21 protein-coding genes are annotated in these 24,687 nt (G+C 33.0%); 12 read left to right on the top strand and 9 right to left on the bottom strand.

The features are described from left to right. The first annotated feature begins 212 nt into the window (after window positions 1-212). From J2Y38_RS08830 to J2Y38_RS08815, 4 genes are all read left to right on the top strand, one after another. Window positions 213-1,826, top strand: a complete 1,614-nt coding sequence (locus J2Y38_RS08830; RefSeq protein ID WP_309841356.1) for a CTP synthase — start codon at window positions 213-215, stop codon at window positions 1,824-1,826. A gap of 82 nt (window positions 1,827-1,908) precedes the next feature. Then, window positions 1,909-3,816: a membrane protein insertase YidC gene (gene yidC, locus J2Y38_RS08825; RefSeq protein ID WP_309841354.1), complete on the top strand. Its 1,908-nt coding sequence runs from the start codon at window positions 1,909-1,911 to the stop codon at window positions 3,814-3,816. 145 nt (window positions 3,817-3,961) lie between these two features. Next, a complete protein-coding gene (locus tag J2Y38_RS08820; protein WP_309841353.1) occupies window positions 3,962-4,678 on the top strand; it encodes a hypothetical protein in 717 nt (238 codons plus the stop codon). A gap of 206 nt (window positions 4,679-4,884) precedes the next feature. Beyond that, window positions 4,885-5,442: a DUF4956 domain-containing protein gene (locus J2Y38_RS08815; RefSeq protein WP_309841351.1), complete on the top strand. Its 558-nt coding sequence runs from the start codon at window positions 4,885-4,887 to the stop codon at window positions 5,440-5,442. On the opposite strand, the gene J2Y38_RS08810 is transcribed toward J2Y38_RS08815, so the two are convergent. Further along, window positions 5,439-7,316, bottom strand: coding sequence for a PEP/pyruvate-binding domain-containing protein (locus J2Y38_RS08810; RefSeq protein ID WP_309841348.1), 1,878 nt, complete (start codon window positions 7,314-7,316; stop codon window positions 5,439-5,441). The two genes, J2Y38_RS08815 and J2Y38_RS08810, sit on opposite strands and share 4 nt — an antisense overlap. 140 nt (window positions 7,317-7,456) lie before the next feature. On the opposite strand from J2Y38_RS08810, the gene mnmA reads away from it, so the two are divergent. Genes mnmA through J2Y38_RS08790 form a run of 4 tightly spaced genes read left to right on the top strand, consistent with a single transcriptional unit; the run spans window position 7,457 to window position 11,674 of the window. Then, the gene (mnmA, locus tag J2Y38_RS08805; protein WP_409025136.1) at window positions 7,457-8,644 is read left to right on the top strand and encodes a tRNA 2-thiouridine(34) synthase MnmA; all 1,188 of its coding nucleotides are present in this window, start codon (window positions 7,457-7,459) and stop codon (window positions 8,642-8,644) included. Window positions 8,645-8,687: 43 nt separating this feature from the next. Next, a complete protein-coding gene (locus tag J2Y38_RS08800; protein WP_309841346.1) occupies window positions 8,688-10,289 on the top strand; it encodes a S8 family serine peptidase in 1,602 nt (533 codons plus the stop codon). 9 nt (window positions 10,290-10,298) lie between these two features. Continuing rightward, window positions 10,299-11,243 (top strand): nitronate monooxygenase, encoded by a 945-nt coding sequence (locus J2Y38_RS08795; RefSeq protein ID WP_309841344.1) that lies wholly within the window; start codon window positions 10,299-10,301, stop codon window positions 11,241-11,243. A gap of 20 nt (window positions 11,244-11,263) precedes the next feature. Further along, window positions 11,264-11,674, top strand: coding sequence for a hypothetical protein (locus J2Y38_RS08790; protein WP_073482705.1), 411 nt, complete (start codon window positions 11,264-11,266; stop codon window positions 11,672-11,674). Between the two features lie 101 nt (window positions 11,675-11,775). Here the strand turns inward: J2Y38_RS08790 and J2Y38_RS08785 are convergent, their stop codons facing one another. Then, on the bottom strand, window positions 11,776-12,213 hold the full coding sequence (locus tag J2Y38_RS08785) for a DUF4268 domain-containing protein (RefSeq protein ID WP_309841343.1): 438 nt from the start codon (window positions 12,211-12,213) through the stop codon (window positions 11,776-11,778). A gap of 91 nt (window positions 12,214-12,304) precedes the next feature. Here J2Y38_RS08785 and J2Y38_RS08780 point away from each other — a divergent pair, with 91 nt between their 5' ends. Together J2Y38_RS08780 and J2Y38_RS08775 are read left to right on the top strand one after the other, a co-directional pair. After that, complete coding sequence (locus J2Y38_RS08780) at window positions 12,305-12,958, top strand: CoA pyrophosphatase (protein WP_309841342.1); 654 nt, start codon at window positions 12,305-12,307, stop codon at window positions 12,956-12,958. A gap of 123 nt (window positions 12,959-13,081) precedes the next feature. Continuing rightward, entirely contained in the window at window positions 13,082-13,891 is an 810-nt protein-coding gene (locus J2Y38_RS08775) for a 1-acyl-sn-glycerol-3-phosphate acyltransferase (RefSeq protein ID WP_180861407.1), read from the top strand. A 105-nt stretch (window positions 13,892-13,996) separates the two neighbouring features. On the opposite strand, the gene J2Y38_RS08770 is transcribed toward J2Y38_RS08775, so the two are convergent. From J2Y38_RS08770 to J2Y38_RS08760, 3 genes are all read right to left on the bottom strand, one after another. After that, complete coding sequence (locus tag J2Y38_RS08770; RefSeq protein WP_309841341.1) at window positions 13,997-14,629, bottom strand: hypothetical protein; 633 nt, start codon at window positions 14,627-14,629, stop codon at window positions 13,997-13,999. An 8-nt stretch (window positions 14,630-14,637) separates the two neighbouring features. Continuing rightward, window positions 14,638-15,132, bottom strand: a complete 495-nt coding sequence (locus J2Y38_RS08765; protein ID WP_007810116.1) for an RNA polymerase sigma factor — start codon at window positions 15,130-15,132, stop codon at window positions 14,638-14,640. A 155-nt stretch (window positions 15,133-15,287) separates the two neighbouring features. After that, a complete protein-coding gene (locus J2Y38_RS08760; protein WP_309841337.1) occupies window positions 15,288-16,349 on the bottom strand; it encodes a DUF3810 domain-containing protein in 1,062 nt (353 codons plus the stop codon). 207 nt (window positions 16,350-16,556) lie between these two features. Between J2Y38_RS08760 and J2Y38_RS08755 the strand changes: the two genes are divergently transcribed. Continuing rightward, window positions 16,557-18,017 carry an aminoacyl-histidine dipeptidase gene (locus tag J2Y38_RS08755; protein WP_309841336.1) on the top strand — a complete coding sequence of 487 codons (1,461 nt, stop codon included), beginning with the start codon at window positions 16,557-16,559 and terminating at the stop codon, window positions 18,015-18,017. Window positions 18,018-18,327: 310 nt separating this feature from the next. Here J2Y38_RS08755 and J2Y38_RS08750 read toward each other — a convergent pair whose 3' ends face one another. From J2Y38_RS08750 to J2Y38_RS08740, 3 genes are all read right to left on the bottom strand, one after another. After that, window positions 18,328-19,101: a carboxypeptidase-like regulatory domain-containing protein gene (locus J2Y38_RS08750; RefSeq protein ID WP_053473736.1), complete on the bottom strand. Its 774-nt coding sequence runs from the start codon at window positions 19,099-19,101 to the stop codon at window positions 18,328-18,330. 251 nt (window positions 19,102-19,352) lie between these two features. Further along, window positions 19,353-21,260, bottom strand: coding sequence for a DEAD/DEAH box helicase (locus J2Y38_RS08745; protein ID WP_309841333.1), 1,908 nt, complete (start codon window positions 21,258-21,260; stop codon window positions 19,353-19,355). Between the two features lie 193 nt (window positions 21,261-21,453). Continuing rightward, window positions 21,454-22,032 carry a non-canonical purine NTP diphosphatase gene (locus J2Y38_RS08740; protein ID WP_309841331.1) on the bottom strand — a complete coding sequence of 193 codons (579 nt, stop codon included), beginning with the start codon at window positions 22,030-22,032 and terminating at the stop codon, window positions 21,454-21,456. A gap of 82 nt (window positions 22,033-22,114) precedes the next feature. On the opposite strand from J2Y38_RS08740, the gene J2Y38_RS08735 reads away from it, so the two are divergent. Continuing rightward, window positions 22,115-23,893, top strand: a complete 1,779-nt coding sequence (locus J2Y38_RS08735) for an ABC transporter ATP-binding protein (protein ID WP_309841329.1) — start codon at window positions 22,115-22,117, stop codon at window positions 23,891-23,893. Here the strand turns inward: J2Y38_RS08735 and J2Y38_RS08730 are convergent. Next, the gene (locus tag J2Y38_RS08730) at window positions 23,874-24,257 is read right to left on the bottom strand and encodes a DUF2809 domain-containing protein (protein WP_309841328.1); all 384 of its coding nucleotides are present in this window, start codon (window positions 24,255-24,257) and stop codon (window positions 23,874-23,876) included. The genes J2Y38_RS08735 and J2Y38_RS08730 overlap by 20 nt on opposite strands. Window positions 24,258-24,687 lie beyond the last annotated feature (430 nt).

The raw sequence follows: 24,687 nt of genomic DNA, 5'->3' as shown, positions 1-24,687 counted from the left end.
TTTTTGATGTTATTGAGTAATAGTATCAAAGCCATTTTAAAGATATTTCTTAAAAATACTGCTAATAAAAGCTTAAAATTATCGATTACAAAACCAAGTAATCAATCTGTTTAAAAATTTGCAAATTATCTCATTCTGGAATTGATAAATTATCTAATTAAATTTGTACTTTTGCCAAGTTTTTTACACAACTACTTACAAACAACAACAGAATGAATCAAACAAAATATATTTTTGTTACAGGCGGTGTGACTTCTTCATTAGGAAAAGGGATCATTGCAGCATCTTTAGCAAAATTGTTACAAGGAAGAGGATACCGTACAACTATTCAAAAATTTGATCCGTATATTAATGTGGATCCGGGAACATTGAACCCGTATGAGCACGGAGAATGTTATGTAACAGATGATGGTGCCGAAACAGATTTAGATTTAGGTCATTATGAGCGTTTCCTAAACGTTCCTACTTCTCAGGCAAATAACGTTACAACAGGAAGAGTTTATCTTTCGGTTATTGAAAAAGAAAGAAGAGGAGAATTTTTAGGAAAAACAGTTCAGGTTGTTCCTCATATTACAAATGAAATTAAAGACAGAATGCAATTGCTGGGTAAATCTGGCGATTATGATATTGTAATTACTGAAATTGGTGGAACTGTAGGTGATATTGAATCATTACCATATATTGAGTCTGTTCGTCAGTTAGTTTGGGAATTAGGAGAAAATAACGGAATTGTTATTCATTTAACATTAGTTCCTTATTTGGCTGCTGCGGGTGAGTTGAAAACGAAACCAACACAGCACTCTGTGAAAACTTTGATGGAAAGCGGAATTAAAGCAGATATTTTGGTTTGTAGAACTGAGCATGAATTGTCTCAGGAATTACGTCAAAAACTGGCTTTGTTTTGTAACGTTAAAAAAGAAGCGGTTATTCAGTCAATTGATGCTTCAACAATATACGAAGTTCCAAATTTAATGCTTGAAGAAGGATTAGATGTTGTTGCTTTGAAAAAATTAGATTTACCTAAAAAAGCATCTCCGGATTTAAAAACATGGAATACTTTTTTACGCAGATTAAAAAATCCAAAACAAACCGTAAATATTGGTTTGATTGGAAAATATGTAGAAATGCAGGATTGTTACAAATCTATTTTAGAGGCATTTATTCATGCAGGTGCTGCAAATGAAACTAAAGTAAATGTAATTTCTATTCACTCAGAACACATCAATATTGATAATGTTGCGGAGAAATTAAGTGTTCTTGACGGAGTTTTAGTTGCTCCTGGATTTGGAGAAAGAGGTATTGAAGGAAAAATTGAAGCAGTTCGTTATGCACGTGAAAACAACATTCCGTTCTTCGGAATTTGTTTAGGAATGCAGATGTCTGTTATCGAATATTCAAGAAATATTTTAGGTTACGCTGAAGCCAATTCTACTGAGATGAACGATAAAACGCCTCATCCGGTTGTGAGTTTAATGGAAGAACAAAAAAATGTTACAGATAAAGGCGGAACAATGCGTTTAGGAGCTTGGAAATGTGATATTAAACCAAATACGCTGGCACACAGAATTTATGGTGAAAAAACCATTTCAGAGCGTCACCGCCACCGTTATGAGTACAATAATAAATACGCAGATGAATTGCAAAAAGCTGGTTTAAAAGCTTCTGGAGTTAATCCTGATACTGGATTAGTAGAAATTGTAGAACTTGAAAACCACCCGTTTTTCATTGGTGTACAATACCATCCTGAATACAAAAGTACGGTAGCAAATCCACATCCAATTTTTGTGAATTTTGTAGCTGCTGCGGTAAATGCGCATAAAAAATAATAATTAATATTCTAAGAGGTTGTAACTTTTAAGCTATAATCATAACTAATAACTTCTGACGGATAACTTTTTTAAATAAATAATGGAAGAAAAAAAATTTGACCTTAATTCAATCATTGGTTTTGTATTGATATTCGGAATCCTGATTTGGATTATGTACCAAAATCAGCCTTCTGATAAAGAAATTGCTGCTGAAAAAGCCAAGAAAGAATTAGTAGCTAAACAAGAAGCTCAGGCAAAAGCTGATAAAGCTAAAACTATTGCGGCACCAGTTGTTGCGGCTACACCAGGTGATACAGTTCAGTTGGCACAATTGCAAAAAACTTTAGGCGGATTTGCATATTCTGCTACGCTTCCTTCTGCAAAAGACTCTTTTACAACTATCGAAAACGAGAAGATTAAACTTAAAATCGCTAATAAAGGTGGTTATATAGTTGAAGCTACATTAAAAGAATTCGAAAAATTTAAAAAAGGTTCAGGACAATTAGTTGAATTAATTAAGAATAACAATTCGAATTTAAATATTCAATTACAAACTACAGATAACAGAACTTTAAACTCTAAAGATTTGTTTTTTGAACCAACACTGACAAAAAATGGTGCAGACCAAATTTTAACAATGCGTTTAAAAGCTGGAGCAAATGAATTTTTAGAATATAAATATGTATTAAAACCAAACGATTATTTAATTGGTTTTGATGTTCGTTCTCAAGGACTGAACAGAGTTTTAAATTCTTCTAAACCATTAAATTTAGCTTGGGATTTAAAAACATACAGAAACGAAAAAAGTGTTTCTTATGAGAATCGTTATGCTGAAATTTATTATAACTATGAAGATGGTAAAGAAAGTTATGTAGGTCAGGGAGATCACAAAGAAGAAACACCTGAAAAAGTAGATTACATTGCATTCAAACAGCACTTTTTTGCTACTATTCTTCAAACGAATACTGCTTTTGAAAAAGCTGATTTAGTTTCTGAGAATTTAGTTAAGGACGAAAAAGTGGATACTCTTTTTACAAAGCAGTTTAAAGCAACAGTTCCATTGGCTTTCTCAAACGGAGAAATTGATTATAAGATGAACTTATACTTTGGTCCGGCTGATTATAAAATATTGAAATCTTATGATAAAGAATTCCAAAAAATTATTCCATTAGGATGGGGAATTTTTGGATGGATTAATAAATGGATTTTCGTACCGTTATTTGGATTCTTAAGCTCTTATATTGCTTACGGAATTGCAATTATCATCTTTACTATTCTTATCAAATTGGCCATGTCGCCAATTACATATAAATCATTCTTGTCTCAGGCTAAAATGAAAGTTTTAAGACCTGATATTACTGAGTTGGGAGAAAAATACAAGAAAGACCCAATGAAGAAACAACAGGAAACAATGAAACTGTACAACAAAGCAGGAGTAAACCCAATGGCAGGATGTATTCCGGCATTGATTCAGCTTCCGTTTATGTATGCATCTTTCCAGTTTTTCCCGTCAGCTTTTGAGTTAAGACAAAAAAGTTTCCTTTGGGCAGACGATTTATCATCTTTTGACTCGGTTGTAAAATTACCTTTCCATATTCCATTGTACGGTGATCATATCAGTTTGTTCCCAATTTTGGCAGCAATCGCAATTTTCTTCTACATGAAAATGACTTCTGGAGATCAGCAAATGGCTGCGCCTCAGCAAGAAGGTATGCCGGATATGGCAAAAATGATGAAAATAATGATTTATGTTTCACCATTAATGATGTTAATTTTCTTCAATAGTTATGGTGCAGGTTTAAGTTTGTACAACTTTATATCGAACTTAATTACTATCGGAATTATGTTTGTAATTAAAAATTACATCGTAGACAGCGAGAAAATTCACGCTCAAATTCAGGAAAATAAATTAAAAGAGCCTAAAAAGCCAAGCAAGTTTCAACAACGTCTTCAAGATGTAATGGAACAGCAAGAAGCAGCAAAAAAGACTCAGAATAAAAAGAAATAAATTTTAAAAATCCCGATCTAATCGGGATTTTTTATTTTAATGAGTGTGTTTCCTTTTCAAATAACAAATGAAAATTTTAACTTTGAGAATGACAAAACATACTTTATGAAACTAATTTTCGTTTAAGTTAAAAATTGAATACAAGATGATTTCTAAAAAAATAATAATTAGGCTGCTATTGCTAAATGTTTTCTTTGTAAATGCCCAAACTGAGTTTAATAAATTAGATGCTAACGGAAAGAAAGACGGTGTTTGGAAAGGTGTTTATGAATCAAAACGTCCGCGATATGAAGGAACTTTCAGCCACGGAAAAGAAACGGGGATCTTTAAATTTTTTGATGATACAAAAAAAGGCGACGTAATTGCAACACGCGATTTTACAGCTAATGATGGAAGCTCATATACTATTTTTTATGATCAGAATAAAAATATAGTAAGCGAAGGAAAAGAAATTGGTAAGGACAGAGAAGGCGAGTGGAAATATTATCACAAAGCTTCTAAAATTTTGATGACTTCTGAAACTTATAAAAAAGGTAAATTACAAGGTTTAAGAACAGTTTATTATCCAAATTCCCAAGTTGCTGAGGAAATGACTTATGTAAACGGCTTAAAAGAAGGAAATTATAAAAAGCTAGGACAAAACGGAACTATTCAGGAACAGTCTGTTTTTAAAAATAATCAGTATGAAGGCGATGCTGTTTTTTATGATTCAGATGGAGTTGTAGCTTCTAAAGGAAAATTTGTAAAAGGAAAAAAAGCTGGAATCTGGCAATTTTATACAAGAGGTAAATTGACTAAAGAAGTTAATATGAGCGATCCTAAAAGTGCTTATAAGGCCGATTCAAAACCTAAAAACGAATAATATTAGTGCACGCTTGCGCGGGTATTTTTTTTTGCCACGAATTACACGAATTTCCACGAATTATTTTTTTGTTTTCTTAGTTAAATAAAAATTCGTGGAAATTCGTGTAATTCGTGGCAAACCTTTTTTCTCAAAATAAATTCGTGAATTCGTGACTGATTTTTTGCTCAATTGTTTAAATTTGATTGAGCTAATATTTTGATTCAATGGATTTAAACGAACTTGCAGGAAGATTTTTTTTATTGTTTTTTTCAATTTTGGTTTTGTACTTTTTCTCTAACAGAAAAGATAACGAAACTATAAATCCGTTGATGGTTATTGTTGGTTTGTGTACCTTTTCGCTTTGTTATTTGTTTACCAAAATCGAAATTGGAGTAGGAATTGGGTTTGGTTTGTTTGCCATTTTTTCTATTCTAAGATTTAGGACACAATCGTTTACTGTAAACGCAATCATCTTTCTTTTTGCTACGATTACGCTTTCTATTTTAGATATTATGTATCCTTTTGAAAAAATAGAAATACTCTTATTTTTTCAAATCATAATCATTGGTTTTTATGTGGCAGCTTCTATTATCGTAAACAGAAAAGCTTCAAAATATCTAAATACTGTTGATGTGAAAATTGCCTTGATAAACGATTTTTCTTTAGAAAATGGAAATATCCGTAAAGCAGTTCAGGAAAAAATCAATATTCAGGATTTTGATTTCAAGATTGTTTTGGTCAATACAGTAACCAATGAAATTGATCTTTTAGTATTCTATTAATTATTAAACGGCCGAACCTGTTTAATATATAAATCCCGATTTTCACCAACGATTTTAAACTCTATATCTACAGGATGGAATAGGTTTTTTCGCCAATAACGGTACATTTTCTCTTCAATTTTACTGCTTACAAGAAAAAGTCGGCTCATTTCTTTTCGGCTCAATAAAGGTTCATTGTTATTGAGATTTGAGTTTGAAGTATAATCGACATCAAAATCATCATCGTCAGTTCCGGAGTTTAAATGATAGGCTACAAATTGCTCGCAGATTTCTCCTTTTTCTGGTTTTACAACCGAGTTTTCCCCTTTTTGAACGTTTACTGTAATTCCGGGAAAATCTCCTCTGAAAATGTTTTTCGTAATTACAACTCCATTTGCCAATTCATCAGGAAAAGAACGATGCACTAAAACACCCATTGCAATATTCTGCTGGTCGATTCCAAAAAGTTCTCTTTCGTTGTATGAAGCTTCATTCCATACACTTGCCCAAACTTGCTTAATTGCTTTTTCGAATGTTTTGATACTGTCTCCAAGAATTCCGGTTTTAGAATCATATAATCCTGCTCCATTAAAATCGTCTAAATCTTCGGCATTTGTTGAGGAACGAAACCTGAAATTTTTGAATTTCGCATCTTTAAATGTTACATTCAATTTCGAAATTAACTCAGGATCGACAGGCTCTTTTTTAATGGCATCACGAATTTTTTTCAATTGCTGATTTACCCAAACCGTTGAATCTTTCTTTGTAGAATTCAAAAGTTCTTGTATTAAAGGAGAAATCGATTCTTTCTGAATGTGTTTGGTATAAAAATAAAACGGAATGGCATGAGCATTTTCGGGAACTTTAAATGGAATTTCTTTTGAAATAGCAATTAAATACGACATGTTTTGCGCTTTTGATCCAATGTAATTAACTCCTTTTTTAGGAATTTTTGACAAATCAACTAAATCTGTAATTGTTTTGTCGATTATCAACTTCTTCTTTTTAGGATTGGTTTTAATGACAATCTTTTTATCAGTTTCTTTTATAAAAAAAGTATCAACCTGAATTTTTAATTCTACTTTTTTAGAAAGTAATCTTTTGATGTTTTCATCTTTTAGGGCCAATGTATAGGCCATAATTGGAATCTTTCTGTTTTTACCCAAAAGAACCAAATGACTAAGAGGTGTCTGCAGTTCGTTGACAATAATTCCTCTTACATTAGGTAAAATATCCGGCGTTCCATCTAAAACTATAATTTCATCAGGATTTGGTTTTATTTTATCCAAATCTTTGATTTTGTATTGTTTTAAAATACCGACATTGCTTCCGGAAACGACTTCTTGATATTTTATTTCATTAAAAATATATTCTGATTTTACACACGGAATTTTGAATTTTTCTAAACGAAACCATTCCATTTGCTCAGGATTATTTAAATAAAATTTTAGGTTTTCTCCAATAAAAGTTGACTTTTTAACCAAATAGAAAAAACGTTCGATTTGTTCAATTGGCATATGATCTGAAGCGGCGAGTTCAAAAATCCATTTATCAGTTCCTTTGATATGATTGAGGTTTCCCAATAAAAAATCCCTGTCTTTTAAAGTGTTGCTGTAATTTTCATTATTAAAAATTTGTAAATCATAATTGTAGTGCAGATAATTTGTCACAAAATCATAATGCAGCGGAATCAAAGTGCTGTTGAAATAATACATTTTTTGTTTTCTTAAATCATAAACCACTTTTACCGATTCGATATTCGAAAATTTATCGGATAAAGGTTTTCCTCTAAATGCTTTATACGCTTCATAATCAGCTAATGATGAAGAATATCTTTGTGCACTCAAAGACATGAAAATGAATAAGAAAAACAGGCTGTATATGTGTTTTTTCATGACAATTGTATTGAATATTAAAAGTAAGTATTTAAACCATAAGTTTTATCTACTACGGGATTATATAAACTAATTGAAACAGCTTAGATTATCTAAAATATGGCGTATCTTTGCACCCTTGTAAAATTAAAGATTTTAAAATGAAACGTGTAGTTGTTGGTCTTTCTGGTGGAGTAGATTCTAGTGTTGCCGCTTATTTATTGCAGCAGCAAGGGTACGAAGTTATTGGGCTTTTTATGAAAAATTGGCACGATGACTCGGTTACGATTTCTAACGAATGTCCTTGGCTAGAAGATAGTAATGATGCTTTATTAGTGGCGGAAAAACTTGGAATACCGTTTCAAACTGTTGATTTAAGCGAAGAATACAAAGAGAAAATCGTTGACTATATGTTCAACGAATATGAAAAAGGACGAACTCCAAATCCTGACGTACTTTGTAACCGCGAAATCAAATTTGATGTTTTTATGAAAATCGCACTAAGTCTTGGTGCCGATTATGTGGCGACCGGGCATTACTGCCAAAAAAGCGAAATTGAGGTTGATGGAAAAACGGTTTATCAATTGATTGCCGGAAATGACGTTAACAAAGATCAATCTTATTTTTTATGTCAGCTATCGCAAGATCAATTGTCTAAAGCATTGTTCCCAATTGGTGCGCTGACAAAACCTGAAGTTCGCGAAATCGCTGCTGAAATGGAATTAGTAACTGCCGAAAAGAAAGATTCGCAAGGACTTTGTTTTATTGGAAAAGTTCGTTTACCGGAGTTTTTACAGCAAAAATTGCAGCCAAAAGAAGGTACAATTGTTCAAATTGATAAAAACGATCCAATCTACAACTTTGAAAAATCAGCTGAACTATCTTTAGAAGAAGAACTAAAAATTGAAGCTCAAAAATTAGATTATCTTCCAACAATGGGAAAAATTATGGGTAAACATCAGGGTGCACATTATTTTACTGTTGGCCAAAGAAAAGGATTGAATGTGGGAGGAACTACAGATCCGTTATTTGTAATCGCTACAGATGTTGAAACCAATACCATTTATACAGGTTTAACCAGCAATCACCCTGGATTGTTCAAAAAAGCTTTGTTTGTTGGAGAATCTGAAGTACACTGGGTTCGTGAAGATATGAAGTTAAAAACAGGCGAAAAAATGGAAGTTATGGCGAGAATTCGTTACCGTCAGCCCTTACAAAAAGCGACACTTCATCAATTTGAAGATGGAATGTATGTTTCTTTTGAAGAACCACAATCTGCCATAACAGAAGGTCAGTTCGTTGCTTGGTATTTAGAGAATGAATTAGTTGGTTCGGGAGTAATTTCTTAGCTTTATACTTTTTTACGAAGGATTTCCTTTTAAAAGAGTATATATGAAACAGAACTTTACTTTTCTTTTACTATTGTTTTCGACTTTAATATTTTCTCAGGAAGAAGATGCCTGGGTATATTTTAACGGAAAACCAAATTCACAGGATTTTTTCAATAATCCATCGCTGACTCTTTCGCAGAGATCATTAGATCGTCGTACAGCACAAAATATTGCCTTAAATATTACAGACGCGCCTCTTGAAATTACGTATGTAAATCAGGTAAAAGCTAGCGCAGGAATAACAGTTTTGGCACAGTCAAAATGGTTAAATGCACTTCATGTTAGAGGAACTCAAACTAATATTACGGCTTTAAAGCTGCTTTCGTATGTTGATAAAGTAGTTTTTGCTAATAAGACATTAAATGTAACTTCAAAAAAAGTTTCGCAAAATAATATTGCTGCAGTAAAAAATAAGCTGGAAACTACAATTGATTATGCATACGGAAATTCTGCAAATCAAATTCAAATGCTTAACGGACAAGTTTTGCATCAGCAGAATTATACAGGTTCCGGAAAAATAATTGCTGTTTTAGATGCCGGATATCCTGGGGTAAACACAGCAGAACCTTTTAAACGATTACGCGATAATAATTTGATTTTAGGAGGTTATGATTATGTCAACAGAAGCACGAATTTTTATGCCGGAGATGATCACGGAACTTTAGTTTTATCTACAATGGGAGGTTACAAAGAGAATTCTTTAGTAGGAACTGCTCCAGACGCTTCTTATTATTTATTTATAACAGAAAATGATGCTTCTGAAAATCCTGTTGAAGAATCGTATTGGGTAGAAGCCGCAGAACAAGCGGATGCTTACGGAGTTGATATTATTACGACTTCATTAGGGTATTTTGGTTTTGATAATACCAATTACAGCCACACTTACAGCGATATGAATGGTACAACAAACTTTATTACAAAAGGTGCCGAAATTGCTTTTAGCAAAGGAATTCTCGTTTTAGCATCTGCCGGAAATGAAGGGAACCAAGTTGAAAATCATGTTGGATCGCCTGGAGATGGCGTTTCTGTTCTTACAATTGGTTCTGTAAATTCTGTAAAAGTTAAAGCCCCTTCCAGTTCTATTGGGCCAAGTTTTGACAATCGTATTAAACCAGATGTAATGGCGCAAGGAGTGGCCGCTGTAGTTTCATCTACTTCGGGAACTATTGGTACAGCAAACGGAACTTCTTTTTCATGTCCAATTATGGCAGGAATGGTAGCTTGTTTATGGCAGGCATTTCCAACGAAAACAAATCAGGAAATTAGACAGATGATTGTTGAATCTGCAGATCGATATACAACTCCGGATAATAATTATGGGTATGGAATTCCTAATTTTGGATCGACTTTAAGTGTAGATACTTTTGAGTCTTCATCAGATTTTTCAGTTTATCCAAATCCGGCAAAATCAAATATTTCTTTTTTGTTTGCAGATGAAACGGCTTCTGTGTCTATTTATTCCATTTTAGGACAAAAGTTGATTGAAAAACAAATAACAAATCAAAATCCGGTTCTTTCTGTTGAAAGCTTAAACAATGGATTGTATTTTTATACTTTTAAATCTGGAAGTTTACAGAAAACAGGGAAAATAATAAAACAATAAGAGTTTTTAATGAACAGAATTACACAGCTTTTCAATATAAAATATCCAATTATTCAAGGAGGAATGATTTGGAACAGTGGTTATAAATTAGCATCGGCAGTAAGTAATGCGGGAGGTTTAGGTTTAATTGGAGCGGGGTCAATGTATCCGGAGGTTTTAAGAGAACATATTCAGAAATGCAAAAAAGCGACCGATAAACCGTTTGGAGTTAATATCCCGATGTTATATCCCAATATTGAAGAGATCATGAATATTGTGGTTGAAGAAGGCGTAAAAATCGTTTTTACATCGGCAGGAAACCCTAAAACCTGGACTTCATTTTTAAAAGAAAAAGGAATAACGGTTGTACACGTTGTTAGCAGCAGTGTTTTTGCATTAAAAGCACAAGAAGCAGGTGTAGATGCAATTGTTGCCGAAGGCTTTGAAGCAGGCGGGCACAACGGACGCGACGAAACTACTACTTTAACTTTGATTCCGATGGTTAAAGAAAAAATACAAATCCCGATTATTGCCGCAGGCGGAATCGCAACGGGAAGAGGAATGCTGGCGACCATGATTTTAGGTGCTGATGGAGTACAGGTTGGAAGTCGTTTTGCGGCATCTATAGAATCTTCTGCCCACAATAATTTTAAAGAAACGATAGTTAGTATAAAAGAAGGAGACACTCAATTGACTTTAAAAGAATTAGCTCCGGTTCGATTGGTAAAGAATAAATTTTATAATGATGTTCAGGCTTTGTATGAAAAATGCCCTTCTAAAGAAGAATTAGTAACACTTTTAGGAAGAGCAAGAGCCAAAAAAGGAATGTTTGAAGGCGATCTTGAAGAAGGTGAACTTGAAATAGGACAAATTGCCGGACTGATTCATGAAATTTTGCCTGTAGAACAAATTGTTCAACAAATGATGGCTGATTTTAAAGCTGCTCGCGAAGAAAAAGCTACATTTGAGTTTTAATTATCTGCAAGAAATATTTTATGAATTCTATTCGCTTCTATATATTATTTTTGTTTCTGACTTTTGGATTACAACAAGTTCAGAGTCAATCGTATCATTTTAAAACTTCAGGATTTAGTGTTTTAGAAAAAAATGAAAAAGGAAAGTGGGGACAGTGGTCAGATCTTGATTTGGTTAATCTCTCTGTAGTTTTGGATACTGATAAACATAGGATTGTTGTTTATTCTCAGGAAATTCAGCTTTTTAGTATTTTGGATTACATCGAACGAGAAGAAAACGATACTGATATTGTATATTCTTTTATGTGTAAAGACAATGACGGACGAGAATGCAAGCTTTCTATTATTACACGTAAAAAGCAAGATAACCGCAAACAGCTTTATATCAACTACGACGATCATATTATTGTTTATAATATTTTTACGGTATAAATTGTTTAAGTAATTCATTAAAAATAAACCCGACAGGTTTCAAAACCTGTCGGGTTTGCTATATAAAAAACTTAGTATCTCAGAACCTTAGAAACTTTCCTCTAAACTTCAATTTCCTTAATAAACTCATCATATTCCAGATAAAACATTTCAAGAGCATGCATGTTTTCGTTGAAGAAATCAAAAATAGCATCCCAGTTATTGCGATTGCTAAAACCTACTCCAGGTTTTTCAACCCAGATTCTGCTGATGGTTTTACCACTTTCTAAAGTGTAGTTTTTTTCGAAAACCAAGTCTTTAATAAATTCCTCTTCAAGGATATTTTTTAAAGCTTCAATCTTTTCAAAATACGCATTTCGTTTTTCATCGCTTCTGTGTTCAATGTCAATTAAAACCTGCGCTTTTTTATTGTCTACATAAAATTTAAAAGAGAAATCTTTGATTTTGGTATCATAAAGAACCCATTTTCTTGGATACTTTTCTGCAAAAGCAACCCAAAATTCCCTTTTTATTCTTTGTGATTCTTCTCTGCTGTACATTTTTATGGCTTTGTTTTAGAAAACTTGTAGAACCGCATTTTCTAGAGTATATTTATATTTTAATTTGAAAGTACAAAAATAAACTTTGAATATGGATTTTCAAGATTTTTTGCAATATGTTCCTAATTTAATTCCAGTTGAACTTCCGGCAGAATCAGCACACGCAAAAATGGCGCCTCTAGAACGCATTCAGGCGTTGAAAAATCTAGATATAGACGCAAAAAATCCAAGAATTGCTGCAGTTATGATGTTGTTTTATCCCAAAAAAGAAAAAACACATTTAATTCTAATTGTTCGAAATGCATACAATGGCGTTCATTCGTCGCAGATTGCATTTCCAGGCGGAAAATACGAATTAACAGATCGTGATTATCAGGAAACTGCTTTACGTGAAACCAGCGAAGAAATTGGCGTTAGTCCTGAGAAAATTGAAATTATAAAGCATTTTACACCTATGTATATTCCGCCAAGTAACTTTTTAGTGCATCCATATCTGGGAATTGCCAAAGAAGAACTTGTATTTTATCCCGATGCACGAGAAGTAGCTGGTGTTCTTGAATTGCCATTATCTGTTTTTTTAGATGATGAAATTATAATTGAAACCAAATTATCTACTTCTTACGGAAACGATATTTTGGTTCCCGCATTTAATATTCAAAATCATATTGTTTGGGGAGCAACCGCAATGATTTTAAGTGAATTGAGAGATGTACTAAAATTTACTTTCTCAGAAAAATCACAATAACTTTAATTTAACATTTTGATAATCATTGAGATATAGAATTATTTCGTAAATTGTATATTAGTATTGCTAAAAGAATAATTTTTGTATGTTTGCGACTTAACCTAAAAAACACAAAAAGACGTTATGGGATTGTTTAAACGAAATCCTTTTGGGCATATATTATTCATCAAGAAATGGTTAATCCGTATTTTGGGAGCCATGACTCATAGAAGATATAGAGGTTTTAATGAATTACAGATTGAAGGATCTGAAATTATTAAAACACTTCCAGACAGAAACGTTTTGTTTATATCCAATCACCAAACTTATTTTGCTGATGTTGTGGCAATGTTTCATGTGTTTAACGCAAGTTTAAGCGGACGTCAAGATACTATTAAGAACATTGGCTATTTGTGGCAGCCAAAAATGAATATTTACTACGTAGCTGCAAAAGAAACAATGCAAGCGGGATTACTGCCAAGAATTTTAGCCTATGTTGGCGCTATTACCGTAGAAAGAACATGGCGCGCAAAAGGCGTAGACGTAACCGAAAAACGTGACGTAAATCCAAACGATACTGAAAATATCCGTATTGCCCTTGAAGACGGCTGGGTTATTACTTTTCCACAAGGAACAACAAAATCTTTTAAACCCGTTCGTAAAGGAACTGCGCACATAATCAAACAGCATAAACCTATCGTAATTCCTATTGTTATAGATGGTTTCCGTCGTTCTTTTGATAAAAAAGGACTTCGTATGAAAAAGAAAAATATTCTGCAGTCTTTCATTATCAAAGAACCTCTTGAAATTGATTATGAAAACGATACAATCGAAGAAATCGTAGAAAAAGTAGAATACGCTATCGAACAGCATCCATCTTTCTTAAAAGTAATCCCAGCCGAAGAAATCAAAGCACAGGAAGAACTAAATAGATTGAGACAGTGGGAGTATTAGAATTTTAGATTTCTGATTTTAGAGTTTAGATTTTTTTTGTTTTAAGTTTCAAGTTTCAAGTTAAGGAGAAACCTTAGAATCTTAGCAACTTAGAACCTCAGTATCTTAGAAATCAATTTTCTTCAACTCCTTATAATTCACATATAATCTGCGCAATAAAGTTCCGTATAGCAATCTGTAGAAGCACCAGAACAATCCAAAGAAACCTAATATTACTAAGGTTAAGATTCCAATTGTAGCAAACATTGCTTTTCCGTCTATGGCAAGTTTTTCTCTTAAAAAAGCCATATCAGGATTGTAAACAAAAGCGATAAAGAAACTTAAAATGGATGTAATCACAATCATTCCTAAGTTGTACCAAACATAATACTGAACTGTTTTTCTGGTTCTTAAAATGGCACTCATTAAAGATTTTGTGGCAACAGTTGTAGAAATTGTAGTGTAATTTTTATAGAAAATAAACACGAAAACTAATCCCACTAAATAATTCAAATAAGTTAAATATTCAAGCGTAACCACAATTTCAGGATGATTTATTTTTCGTAAAACTTCATCAGTATTGATAAATAAGTTTGAAAAAGTCCAAAACGAAATCTCCAAAATACTGATAATCAAAATCCATTTCACAATTGAAGATGACTTTTTGTGAATCATTTTATAGATTTCTTTTTCAGAAATTTGTTCAAAAGAATCAGAGTTCTTTTGCCAGTCTTTTTTTAATAAATCCAGTTCTTTCATAATAATTTTTAAGGATTTAGTATTTTTTTAAGTTTCCCTTTAATTCTGTTCATTTTCACACGCGCATTCACTTCGCTGATTCCTAAGGTTTCGGCTATTTCCTGATAATCTTTGTCTTCTAAATACATAAAAACTAATGCTTTTTCGATGTCGTTAAGCTGATAAACAGCTTTGTACATCAATTTAATCTGTTCTTCCTCTTCATAGTTGTAATCTACATCTTTTACAAAATGCTGATGACTCTCATAATCTACGGTAGATATGGTTCTTTTGGTTTTGCGGTATAAGGTAATGGCTGTATTTAGAGCGACACGATACGTCCAGGTCGAAAATTTACTGTCGCCTCTAAATTTTGGATACGCTTTCCAGAGCTGAATAGTAATTTCCTGAAACAAATCTTTATGAGCATCTTCGCCGGCAGTATATAATCTACAAATTTTGTGGATTATATTCTGATTTGCCTGCAGTTGCGCAACAAATGACTGTTCTAGATTTTCGCTCATATAAGTATTAGTAGTGTTGAAATCATTTTTGTTACAGTTAATGTTTATTTTTTTGCCACGAATTTCACAAATTTCTCGAATTACTTCTCAAACAGAATAGATAAAACTTGAGCTTTTTGAAATTCGTGCTAATTCGTGAAATTCGTGGCAACCTTCTACAGTTGTCGCGTTTTATAATAATTAATCATCAAATCAATAAACTTGCTATAGCTTTCCATTCCATCTTTCTGATTGTTTGATTTTAAGAAACTATCATAAACAAAATGAAAACCTTCATCAATAAAAGTATCATATTGTTTCCAAAAATCCTGACTTTCCTGATAGTTTTTTAAAATTCCCGGATTAACTTGTTTCTTTAAAACCTCAAAGATTTTCTCGTTTTTAAATTTCCAGATTCCAAGGCAATAACGCAATGCAAAGCTATACCCAGAATATTGATAATATAAATTGTCATTTTTTACAGTTGCCAAAACACCTATAAAATTACATTCGTTTTCACTCGCAAAACCTATTTGATGCGCCATTTCGTGAGAAGCGGTAAGCGGAAAAGAATACATTGGTAACAAATCATTTACCTGCGCTTCATTTGTAAACGGGTTTAAATAACCACCAAATCCCATATAAGTTAGCGGTACACTAAACAGCGATTTTTTTACGCTTAAAGTCTCATATTTAAAATAAGGGTGTTCTTGGGCTAAATTACCATATCCATTAAGATTCATCTTAAAAACTTCTTCCTGAGAATAGGGAAAATTGATTTTTTCGCTTTTGTTTTTTGTGATTTTAAACTGAACTTCATTCGTTTTAACAATCAGTCTTTTTGTAAAGGCCAATAAATCCGCATCGGTATATTCTCTTTTGATTTCCATTTTTTCGAAAAGAGGTTTTCGATAATAATTGAAAGCCCAAAGTAGATGAAAGAAAAAGTAAAAAACAGAAATTTTACCTGTAATTTTTAAAAGATGATCTTTCCAATCTGTTCTCCATGTTTTTCGTATTCTCCAAAACCAGCTTATCATGGATAAAATTAAAACTGCGTAAATACAATCACCCACAGAAAATGAAATTTTGCCTAAAAACACCCGAGAGAAATGCGAAATTCTGATGTATAAATTATTACTGTAAAGACCTTCTACAAAATCAGGAAAAAACGGCAGGATTTTTAAAAAGATAATCTGAACTAAAAGAAATAATGGAAGGATATATTTTGATTTCACAGTACAATTTTTGGATACGTAAATATAATTACAATATTGAATGATTAAAAAAAGTTCGCCACGAATTCCACTAATTTTCACGAATTATTGATTTGTTTAATTTTAGAGCCATTATAATTTGTGCTAATTCGTAGAATTCGTGGCGGAAAAAGCATTTAAACTTTGTAACTTTGAAGCTCTTAATTGTTAAACTTCAAACAAAATATAATGAGTCAGGAAATAAGAAATCTGGAACCAAAAGCACTTTGGAACAAATTTGCAGATTTAAACGCCGTTCCGCGTCCGTCAAAGAAAGAAGAGCGTGTAATCGAGTTTATGAAAAACTTTGGAAACAGCTTAGGTTTAGAAACTTTTGAAGATGAAATCCGAAATGTAATCATCAGAAAACCGGCAACTCCGGGAATGGAAAATCGCAAAGCCATTGTAATGCAAGGCCACTTAGATATGGTGCACCAAAAAAATGCTGATATTGTTTTTGATTTTGATACGCAAGGAATTGATATGTATGTTGATGGTGACTGGGTTCGCGCCCGCGGTACAACGCTTGGTGCTGACAATGGGTTAGGAGTAGCTACAATTATGGCAATTTTAGAAAGTAAAGACATTCCACATCCTGCAATTGAAGCTTTGTTTACAATTGATGAAGAAACCGGAATGACTGGTGCTTTAAATTTAAAAGGAGGAATTCTTCAAGGACAGATCTTATTGAATCTGGATACAGAAGAAGATGACGAAATTGATATAGGATGTGCTGGTGGAATCGATGTAACGGCTACAAGAGCTTATAACGAAGAAGAAGTTCCAGAAAGCTCTGTTGGGTATACTATTACCGTAAAAGGCTTAAATGGAGGTCATTCTGGAATGGATATTCATAAAGGTTTAGGAAATGCCAATAAAATAATGAACCGTTTATTATTTGATGGTTTTGAAAACTTTGGATTACAGGTTTCTGAAATTAATGGAGGAAGTCTTAGAAATGCAATTCCGAGAGAAAGCGTTGCTAAAGTGATTATTTCTCAAATGTTTGATGAAGCTTATGTTTATGATATGCAGGAAATTATTTCTGACATCAAAGCAGAATATAAAACTACTGAACCAAACTTATCTATCGAAATTGTAAAAGGTGATTTACCTGAAAAAATAATGGATTTAGGTGTTCAGGAAGGAATTATCAGAGCGATTTATGCAGCACAAAACGGAGTGTATAAAATGAGCGCTGATATGGCTGACTTGGTTGAAACTTCAAACAATATTGCTCGCGTTGTTGTAAAAGACGGAGAAATTCTAGTGGGATGTTTAACGCGTTCTTCTGTAGAATCTTCAAAATTTGATTTGGCTAATTCTTTACGTTCTGCTTTTGAACTAGTAGGATGTGAGGTTGAACTTTCTGGTTCTTACCCAGGTTGGACTCCGAACGTAAATTCAGAAATATTAGAAGTTTTAAAAGATATTTACGAAAAGCAAAATGGTGAACAGCCAAAAGTTGTGGCTTGTCACGCTGGTTTAGAATGCGGAATTTTAGGAACAAATTACCCTGAAATGGATATGATTTCTTTTGGACCAACAATTCACGGAGCGCACTCTCCAGACGAAAGAGCCAGCATTTCATCTGCTCAAAAATATTGGAAATTTGTATTAGAAATTCTTTCAAATATTCCGGCTAAATAAAAAAAAGTAATCAGTGTTCAGTTTTTTAGTAATCAGTAAATCTGGTGACTAAACTGAACACTGAACACTTTTTTAATCTCTTTTAGGAGTATTTTTCTTCTCTCTTTTTTCTTCTTTTTTTTCTTTAGCCGTTTTTAACGGTTCTTTTTTTGCTGTTTTTTTAGCATCTTGACCTTTTGCCATAATGTATTGATTTTATTTGTTTTACTGTTTTGTTATAGTAAATATAGCTTTTTAAAAAATCATAAGGCATAAAAAAATCCTCAATTTTTTAAATTGAGGATTCGTATGTTTTTGTAAAAGTGAAATTTTAATTTCTTTTTAATACTTTATATTGTTCGTAGCAGCCGCTTATGGCATCTAAAATCTGTAAATCATTTGCAGATTGAATAAAAGCATCAGAATAGTTGCAGCGATGCATGATTTCAGGAATTTCATCTTTGCTGATTCCTAATAAAACGGCAATAGTTTCACGATCGTATTTAGTTTCTAAAAGATTTCTAATCGTATCGTCTTTTTTCATGTCCTTGAGTTTTTTAAGCTCCCGACTGTTTTTTCCGAAGAAATTATAAAGCATATCTGCCGGATTAAAAATAGAGCCCAATACTTTTCCAAAAGCATTTGGAGAATATTCACCTGCTTCATAACCTTGTGTAAGGCCTGAAATACTGTAACGGTAGTTTTCTTTAGTTGGAATTAACTTCGAATCAATTTCAAGATAACCAGTCAAATTAAATGGAGCAATAACAACTTCTTCAAGTGCAATTGCTTTTTCAGTAAGCTGAATTCGAGTCACTTTATTTTTTATCCAGTCATTTGTTACTCTGATTCTAAGAGATTGAAATCCTAAAAGAGAAAAATGAATTGTATCATTAGGCTGTACATCAATTTCAAAATACCCTTTTGCATCAGATTTAGCGCCGCGTACTTTATTGGTGTTAATGATATTTACATTTGGAAGAGGTTGTTTACTATCATCGTTTATAATGTAACCCGAAACCCTTTGCGGAGTTGTAGATTCAGCATCTTGTGCAAAACTTATGGCAGAGAATAGTAAAAAAAAGAAAACTGCGAAATATTTCATATCCTGATTTAAAGCACTAAAAGTAGTAAATAGAGATTAAATATTTCGCAGTCTTCGAATATAATTATCAGAAAATTAACAAAGTCAGCGGTGTGGCTTTTTGTGTTTAAATAAAAAGGGATCAGGAAGTTTGAGTTATATTGTTTTGGATTACAAAACTATTCGTGGAGAGTAAGATTCTTAATATAAAAAAATCCCAAATTCCATTTATGTCAGGAATTTGGGATTTCGTATTTTAAGATATAAAAGAATTAATCTCTTCTTGGTCTTCTTGGTCTTGGTGAATCACCAAAGCTTTCAGAACGTCTTGGAGCTCTGTCTGAACTTCCTTCGCTTCTTTTGAAACCACCTTCTCTTGGAGCTGAGTTTCTGTCGCTTCTAAAACCTCCTCCGGAACCTTCACGTCTTGGAGCTGAGTTTCTGTCGCTTCTAAAACCTCCGCCTCCAGAACCTTCACGTCTTGGAGCAAAGTTTCCTTCTCTTCTTGGTCCGCCAGAATTACGTCCGCCGCCACGGTTGTTGTGGTCACGTCTTCCTCCTCCGTCATTTTTAGAAATTTCAACATTAATACGACGTCCTTCTAACTGAACGTTGTTTAAAATATCCATTACTTTATCAGTATGCTCAGGATCAGTATTAAAGAAAGAGAAACCTTCTTTTACATCCACTTTGAAAACGTCATCACGACCTAAGTCTAATGTTTCTTTCAAATAATCTTTAAGAGACATCCAGTCGAAATTATCTCTTGAACCGATGTTTACAAAATAACGAACTGCTCCATTATTATTGAATTCTCTAGGCTCAGAATCATTTCTTTCACGTCTTTCTCCAGAAGATTGAGTAGAAATATCTCTATTCTTTTTGTAGTAAGCAATGAAACGGTTAAATTCTACCGAAACCATTTTCTTAATCAATTCTTCTTTAGATAAACCTTCAAGAACATTGTTAATAGCTGGTAAATAGTTGTCAATTTCGTGATCAACCTCAGTATCTTTAATTTTATTAGCTAAGTGTAATAATTGAATTTCGCAGATTTCGATTCCAGATGGAATAGATTTTTCTTCGAATTTTTGTTTGATGATTCTCTCGATAGAAGAAATTTTACGTAACTCACTTTTTGTAACAATTACAATAGAAGTTCCTAATTTTCCAGCTCTACCAGTACGTCCAGAACGGTGGTTGTACGTTTCGATCTCATCAGGTAATTGGTAGTTTACAACGTGTGTTACGTTATCAACGTCAATACCACGTGCAGCAACGTCAGTAGCAACAAGCATCTGAATTTGTCTTCCACGGAAAGATTTCATTACACCATCACGTTGTGCCTGAGATAAATCTCCGTGCAACGCAGCAGCGCTATATCCATCTTCAATTAATTTTTCAGCTACAGCTTGTGTATCTCTTTTAGTACGACAGAAAACCACAGAGAAAATATCTGGATTTGCATCGGCTAAACGTTTTAAAGCTTCGTAACGGTCACGTGCATTTACTAAGTAAAATTCGTGAGAAACTGTTGCAGAACCTGAGTTCTTAGCACCAACAGTAATTTCAACCGGTTCGCTCATGAATTGTTTTGCAATTCTGGCAACCTCTTGCGGCATAGTTGCAGAGAACAACCATGTACTTTTTTGATCTGGAGTATCTGATAAAATAGATACGATGTCTTCATAGAATCCCATGTTTAACATCTCATCAGCTTCATCAAGAATACAGTAATCTATATTTTTAATGTTTACTAAACCTCTGTTAATCATGTCTTGCATTCTCCCTGGAGTAGCCACAATAATTTGTGCGCCTCTTTTAATCTCTCTAGCTTGCTCTGTAATACTAGCCCCGCCGTAAACTGCTACCACATTAATACCTTTTTCGTATTTTGAGTAGTTTTTAAGTTCGTTGGTAATCTGTAAACAAAGTTCTCGTGTTGGCGATAAAACTAATGCTTGTGTGTTTCTATTGTCAGCATCAATTTTTTGAATTAGCGGAAAACCGAAAGCTGCCGTTTTCCCTGTCCCTGTCTGAGCCAACGCAACCATATCTGTGTCTTTTTCCAATAATAGGGGAATCGCCTTTTCCTGTACCTCTGACGGATTTTCAAATCCTAGATCTAAAATCGCCTTCAGTAACGATTCATTCAATCCTAATTGTTCAAATTTATTCATATGTGTTTTTAAAATAGGGTGCAAAATTACTGTTAATTATTCAGATAAACTAATGCTATTTTAAGATTTATAGATTTGTTATGATTTGATTATCAAAAAGTTATGTTTGGTGTAAAATCATTTTTGAAAGAAATCGAAAAAAATACGTCGTGAAATATCAATTTTGCCCAATAATTTGTTGTATTTTGAACAATTATTTTCTTGTGTTCAGAAAATCAATAAGTTGCTCAGTTGCCTTTGCGCGATGACTTATTTTATTTTTAATTTCTGAAGATAATTCGGCAAAAGTCTCCTTATAATTCTCCGGCTGAAAAATCGGATCATATCCAAAACCATGATTTCCAGCTTTAGTCAAAGTAATATTCCCTTTTGCTAAACCCGTAAAAAGATGCTGCTTTCCTTCTAAATTTAAAGCAATAACGGTCTTGAACTGTGCACTGCGGTTTTCTTCGTTTTTTAAAGCCTCCAAAAGCTTGTTCATATTATCATCGGCATTTTTTTGTTCACCCGCATATCGGGCAGAATAAACGCCCGGTTCTCCGTTTAAAACTTTCACCTCTAAACCTGTATCATCAGCAAAACAATCATAACCATATTTTTCGGTAACATAATTGGCTTTTAAAATCGCATTGCCTTCAATAGTGTCAGCAGTTTCAGGAATTTCTTCGTGACAGCCAATATTTTCTAAACTTAATAACTGGATAGATCCATTTAGAATGCTTTGAATTTCTTTGATTTTATTTAAATTATTGGAAGCGAAAACCAGTTTCATATTTTGTATATTTAAAAGTAAGACTATTTTAAACACAAATTTAGAATTCTTATATTTGATAGTTACCTAAAAATAAAAATAAATGCAATTATCTGTACTGTATAAAAAAATAATGCCATTTGTAAAACCGTACAAAAAAATGGTAATTGCCACTTTACTGCTTACATTTTTAGGCTCATTTGCAGCGCAGGTAAATGCTGTAATATTAAAATATACCGTCGATGCTATCAATAATTTAATGGTGGCGCATGAACCTTTATCAAAAGGATTTCATTTGTTAGAGATAATAAGTATTGTGCTGCTTACTAAAGAGTTGGTAAACTCAATTGTACAATTTGGGCAAAAATTTTATGGTGAAAAACTCCGAATTTTTATAACCCGCGATATCTCGCAGACCATCGTAGAAAAAATTCTAAGTTATCGAATGGAGTTTTATACTTCTGATGAAAATGAAAGCGGAAAACTCCAAACCAGAATCGATCTCGGTATTAGCAGCTTAACACGATTGGTTCAAAACTTTTTTATAGATATTCTGCCTTTATTTGCCAACGCTTTTGTGGCTTTGGTAATTATGTTTTATGCCAATGTTTATGTGGGATTGGTAAGTTTATGTATCATTCCGATTTACTTTTATATCAGCCAATTACAAGCCACAAAACTAAGTGGTTTCAGACGAAGAATGCGTAATTATCGTGAAACCAAAAACAACGGAATCATTAGTTTAATTGAATCGATAACGGTTATTAAATCTTTTGTTCGCGAATCGACCGAAGCTGATCGTCATGAAAAAATTCAATATGAAATGACCGAAAATCAGCTGGCAACCAGAAAAACCAGTTTTATTTTTGAAAGTATAAAAAGCTTCGTTGAACAAATAGGAGTGGTGATTATCATCATTTTGACCGCTTATTTTGTTTTAAATAATCAAATGACAATTGGTGCGATCATGTTTCATATTATGTTGTTTAATAATGTTTCGTCGCCAATTCGACAATTGCACCGAATTTATGATGAAGTAAACGATGCTTTAATTTATTCCGAAGGATTCTTTGATATTTTAGAATCAGAACAGGAAATAGAAACCAGCGGAACTTATATGCCGGAAAAAATTACCGGATTGATCGAAGTGAAAAATGTTGATTTTGTTTATCCAAACGGAACTCAGGCGCTTTATGATATTAATTTTATGGTTAAACCGAATGAAACAACTGCTCTAGTTGGATTAAGCGGAGCCGGAAAAAGCACGATTATTAATTTACTGGATAAATTTTATCTGCCTTCGTCAGGGCAAATCTTTTTAGATGGAATTGATTTAGTGGATTATGACACCGATTTTCTGCGTAAAAATATTGGTTTAGTACTTCAGAAAAACCACATTTTTAAAGGTACAATTGGAGAGAATATTTTATACGGAAATCCCGAAGCTTCAGCATCTGAAATTATTGAAGCGGCAAAGCAAGCCTACATTCACGAACAAATTATACAATTGCCAAAAGGCTACGATTCTGATGCGCATTTGCTTTCCGGCGGACAGCAGCAGCGAATTGCTATTGCGAGGCTTTTTCTGAAAAATCCGCCTATAATTTTTCTGGATGAACCAACGGCGAGTCTCGACGCAATTGCAACAGAACAAATTAAAAAGTCTTTAGACGCCATTAAAAAAGACAGAACTGTAATTATCATTTCGCACAGTATTTCTCAAATTATCGATGCCTCAAATATTATTGTTTTGGAAAAAGGAAGATGTGTCGAAAAAGGCACACACGATGAATTGTACGACAATAAAGGAGCATATTACCAAATATTTATGGCAATGGCAAACAGTTTAAATATTGAAAAAATCACTCAGACTTTTGATTAAGCTGATTAAAAGTTATTTTTTCGATAAGAAAAACAAAAGCGATTCCAAAAGTATAAGCTAAAATATCTGACCAAAGAAAACCTTGTCCTAAAACATATCTTCCAAAAAGAGTTTTTCGAAGTTCAATAATCCATTCTGCCTGATAAAGCTGTAAAAACTCAATGCCGTAACATAGTAGCAGAGAAAATAAAGCGACTATAAAAGCTTTTTTCATTGGAAGAAATATTCTAACCAAAAAATAAATCATAACTGCATAAAGAGCATCGCCAATCCATAAAGGGATAAAAGAGATTTTTCTTGAAAGGATTCCGAGAAGAATGGTACAGAAAAATAAAATAAAATATTGAATTCTGAATTTTTTCAAAGTTTGGTAGGTTATTGGTTAGAGGCAAATATAGGTCAAATCTTTAAAAAGATGAATTTAATGGCACGCGGATGACGCAGATTTAAACAGATTTATTCTCGTAGTTTTGTCATTCCGAGGAACGAGGAATCGCACTAGAGAATCGACAAAGATTGGCGACTTGCTGTTGTGGAGTTTCTTGTGCGATTCCTCGTTCCTCGGAATGACAAACTTCATGTTTACGGTATATTATACATCGCAAGTCAATCAATAAAAACAAAAATAAATCTGTTTAAATCCGCGGCATCTGCGTGCCATTACGTCCAGCTTAGTGCGATTGCTTCGTTCCTCGCAATGACAAAAAAGTACATTTTTAGGGAACGAAAAATACAAAGACTAAAATAAGTTTACTTTATTTCATAAATTTATCGGTTCTAAAAACTATCTATCT

The sequence above is a fragment of the Flavobacterium sp. 2755 genome (assembly GCF_031455715.1).
Lineage (GTDB): Bacteria > Bacteroidota > Bacteroidia > Flavobacteriales > Flavobacteriaceae > Flavobacterium.
This window is presented reverse-complemented; position numbering and strand designations above follow the sequence as displayed.

What these genes read in the sequence shown, in the direction of transcription:
- J2Y38_RS08830 (WP_309841356.1), top strand. Translation starts at nt 213, where the DNA reads ATGAATCAAACAAAATATATTTTTGTTACAGGCGGTGTGACTTCTTCA.
- yidC (WP_309841354.1), top strand. Translation starts at nt 1,909, where the DNA reads ATGGAAGAAAAAAAATTTGACCTTAATTCAATCATTGGTTTTGTATTG.
- J2Y38_RS08820 (WP_309841353.1), top strand. Translation starts at nt 3,962, where the DNA reads ATGATTTCTAAAAAAATAATAATTAGGCTGCTATTGCTAAATGTTTTC.
- J2Y38_RS08815 (WP_309841351.1), top strand. Translation starts at nt 4,885, where the DNA reads ATGGATTTAAACGAACTTGCAGGAAGATTTTTTTTATTGTTTTTTTCA.
- J2Y38_RS08810 (WP_309841348.1), bottom strand. Translation starts at nt 7,316, where the DNA reads ATGAAAAAACACATATACAGCCTGTTTTTCTTATTCATTTTCATGTCT.
- mnmA (WP_409025136.1), top strand. Translation starts at nt 7,457, where the DNA reads ATGAAACGTGTAGTTGTTGGTCTTTCTGGTGGAGTAGATTCTAGTGTT.
- J2Y38_RS08800 (WP_309841346.1), top strand. Translation starts at nt 8,688, where the DNA reads ATGAAACAGAACTTTACTTTTCTTTTACTATTGTTTTCGACTTTAATA.
- J2Y38_RS08795 (WP_309841344.1), top strand. Translation starts at nt 10,299, where the DNA reads ATGAACAGAATTACACAGCTTTTCAATATAAAATATCCAATTATTCAA.
- J2Y38_RS08790 (WP_073482705.1), top strand. Translation starts at nt 11,264, where the DNA reads ATGAATTCTATTCGCTTCTATATATTATTTTTGTTTCTGACTTTTGGA.
- J2Y38_RS08785 (WP_309841343.1), bottom strand. Translation starts at nt 12,213, where the DNA reads ATGTACAGCAGAGAAGAATCACAAAGAATAAAAAGGGAATTTTGGGTT.
- J2Y38_RS08780 (WP_309841342.1), top strand. Translation starts at nt 12,305, where the DNA reads ATGGATTTTCAAGATTTTTTGCAATATGTTCCTAATTTAATTCCAGTT.
- J2Y38_RS08775 (WP_180861407.1), top strand. Translation starts at nt 13,082, where the DNA reads ATGGGATTGTTTAAACGAAATCCTTTTGGGCATATATTATTCATCAAG.
- J2Y38_RS08770 (WP_309841341.1), bottom strand. Translation starts at nt 14,629, where the DNA reads ATGAAAGAACTGGATTTATTAAAAAAAGACTGGCAAAAGAACTCTGAT.
- J2Y38_RS08765 (WP_007810116.1), bottom strand. Translation starts at nt 15,132, where the DNA reads ATGAGCGAAAATCTAGAACAGTCATTTGTTGCGCAACTGCAGGCAAAT.
- J2Y38_RS08755 (WP_309841336.1), top strand. Translation starts at nt 16,557, where the DNA reads ATGAGTCAGGAAATAAGAAATCTGGAACCAAAAGCACTTTGGAACAAA.
- J2Y38_RS08750 (WP_053473736.1), bottom strand. Translation starts at nt 19,101, where the DNA reads ATGAAATATTTCGCAGTTTTCTTTTTTTTACTATTCTCTGCCATAAGT.
- J2Y38_RS08745 (WP_309841333.1), bottom strand. Translation starts at nt 21,260, where the DNA reads ATGAATAAATTTGAACAATTAGGATTGAATGAATCGTTACTGAAGGCG.
- J2Y38_RS08740 (WP_309841331.1), bottom strand. Translation starts at nt 22,032, where the DNA reads ATGAAACTGGTTTTCGCTTCCAATAATTTAAATAAAATCAAAGAAATT.
- J2Y38_RS08735 (WP_309841329.1), top strand. Translation starts at nt 22,115, where the DNA reads ATGCAATTATCTGTACTGTATAAAAAAATAATGCCATTTGTAAAACCG.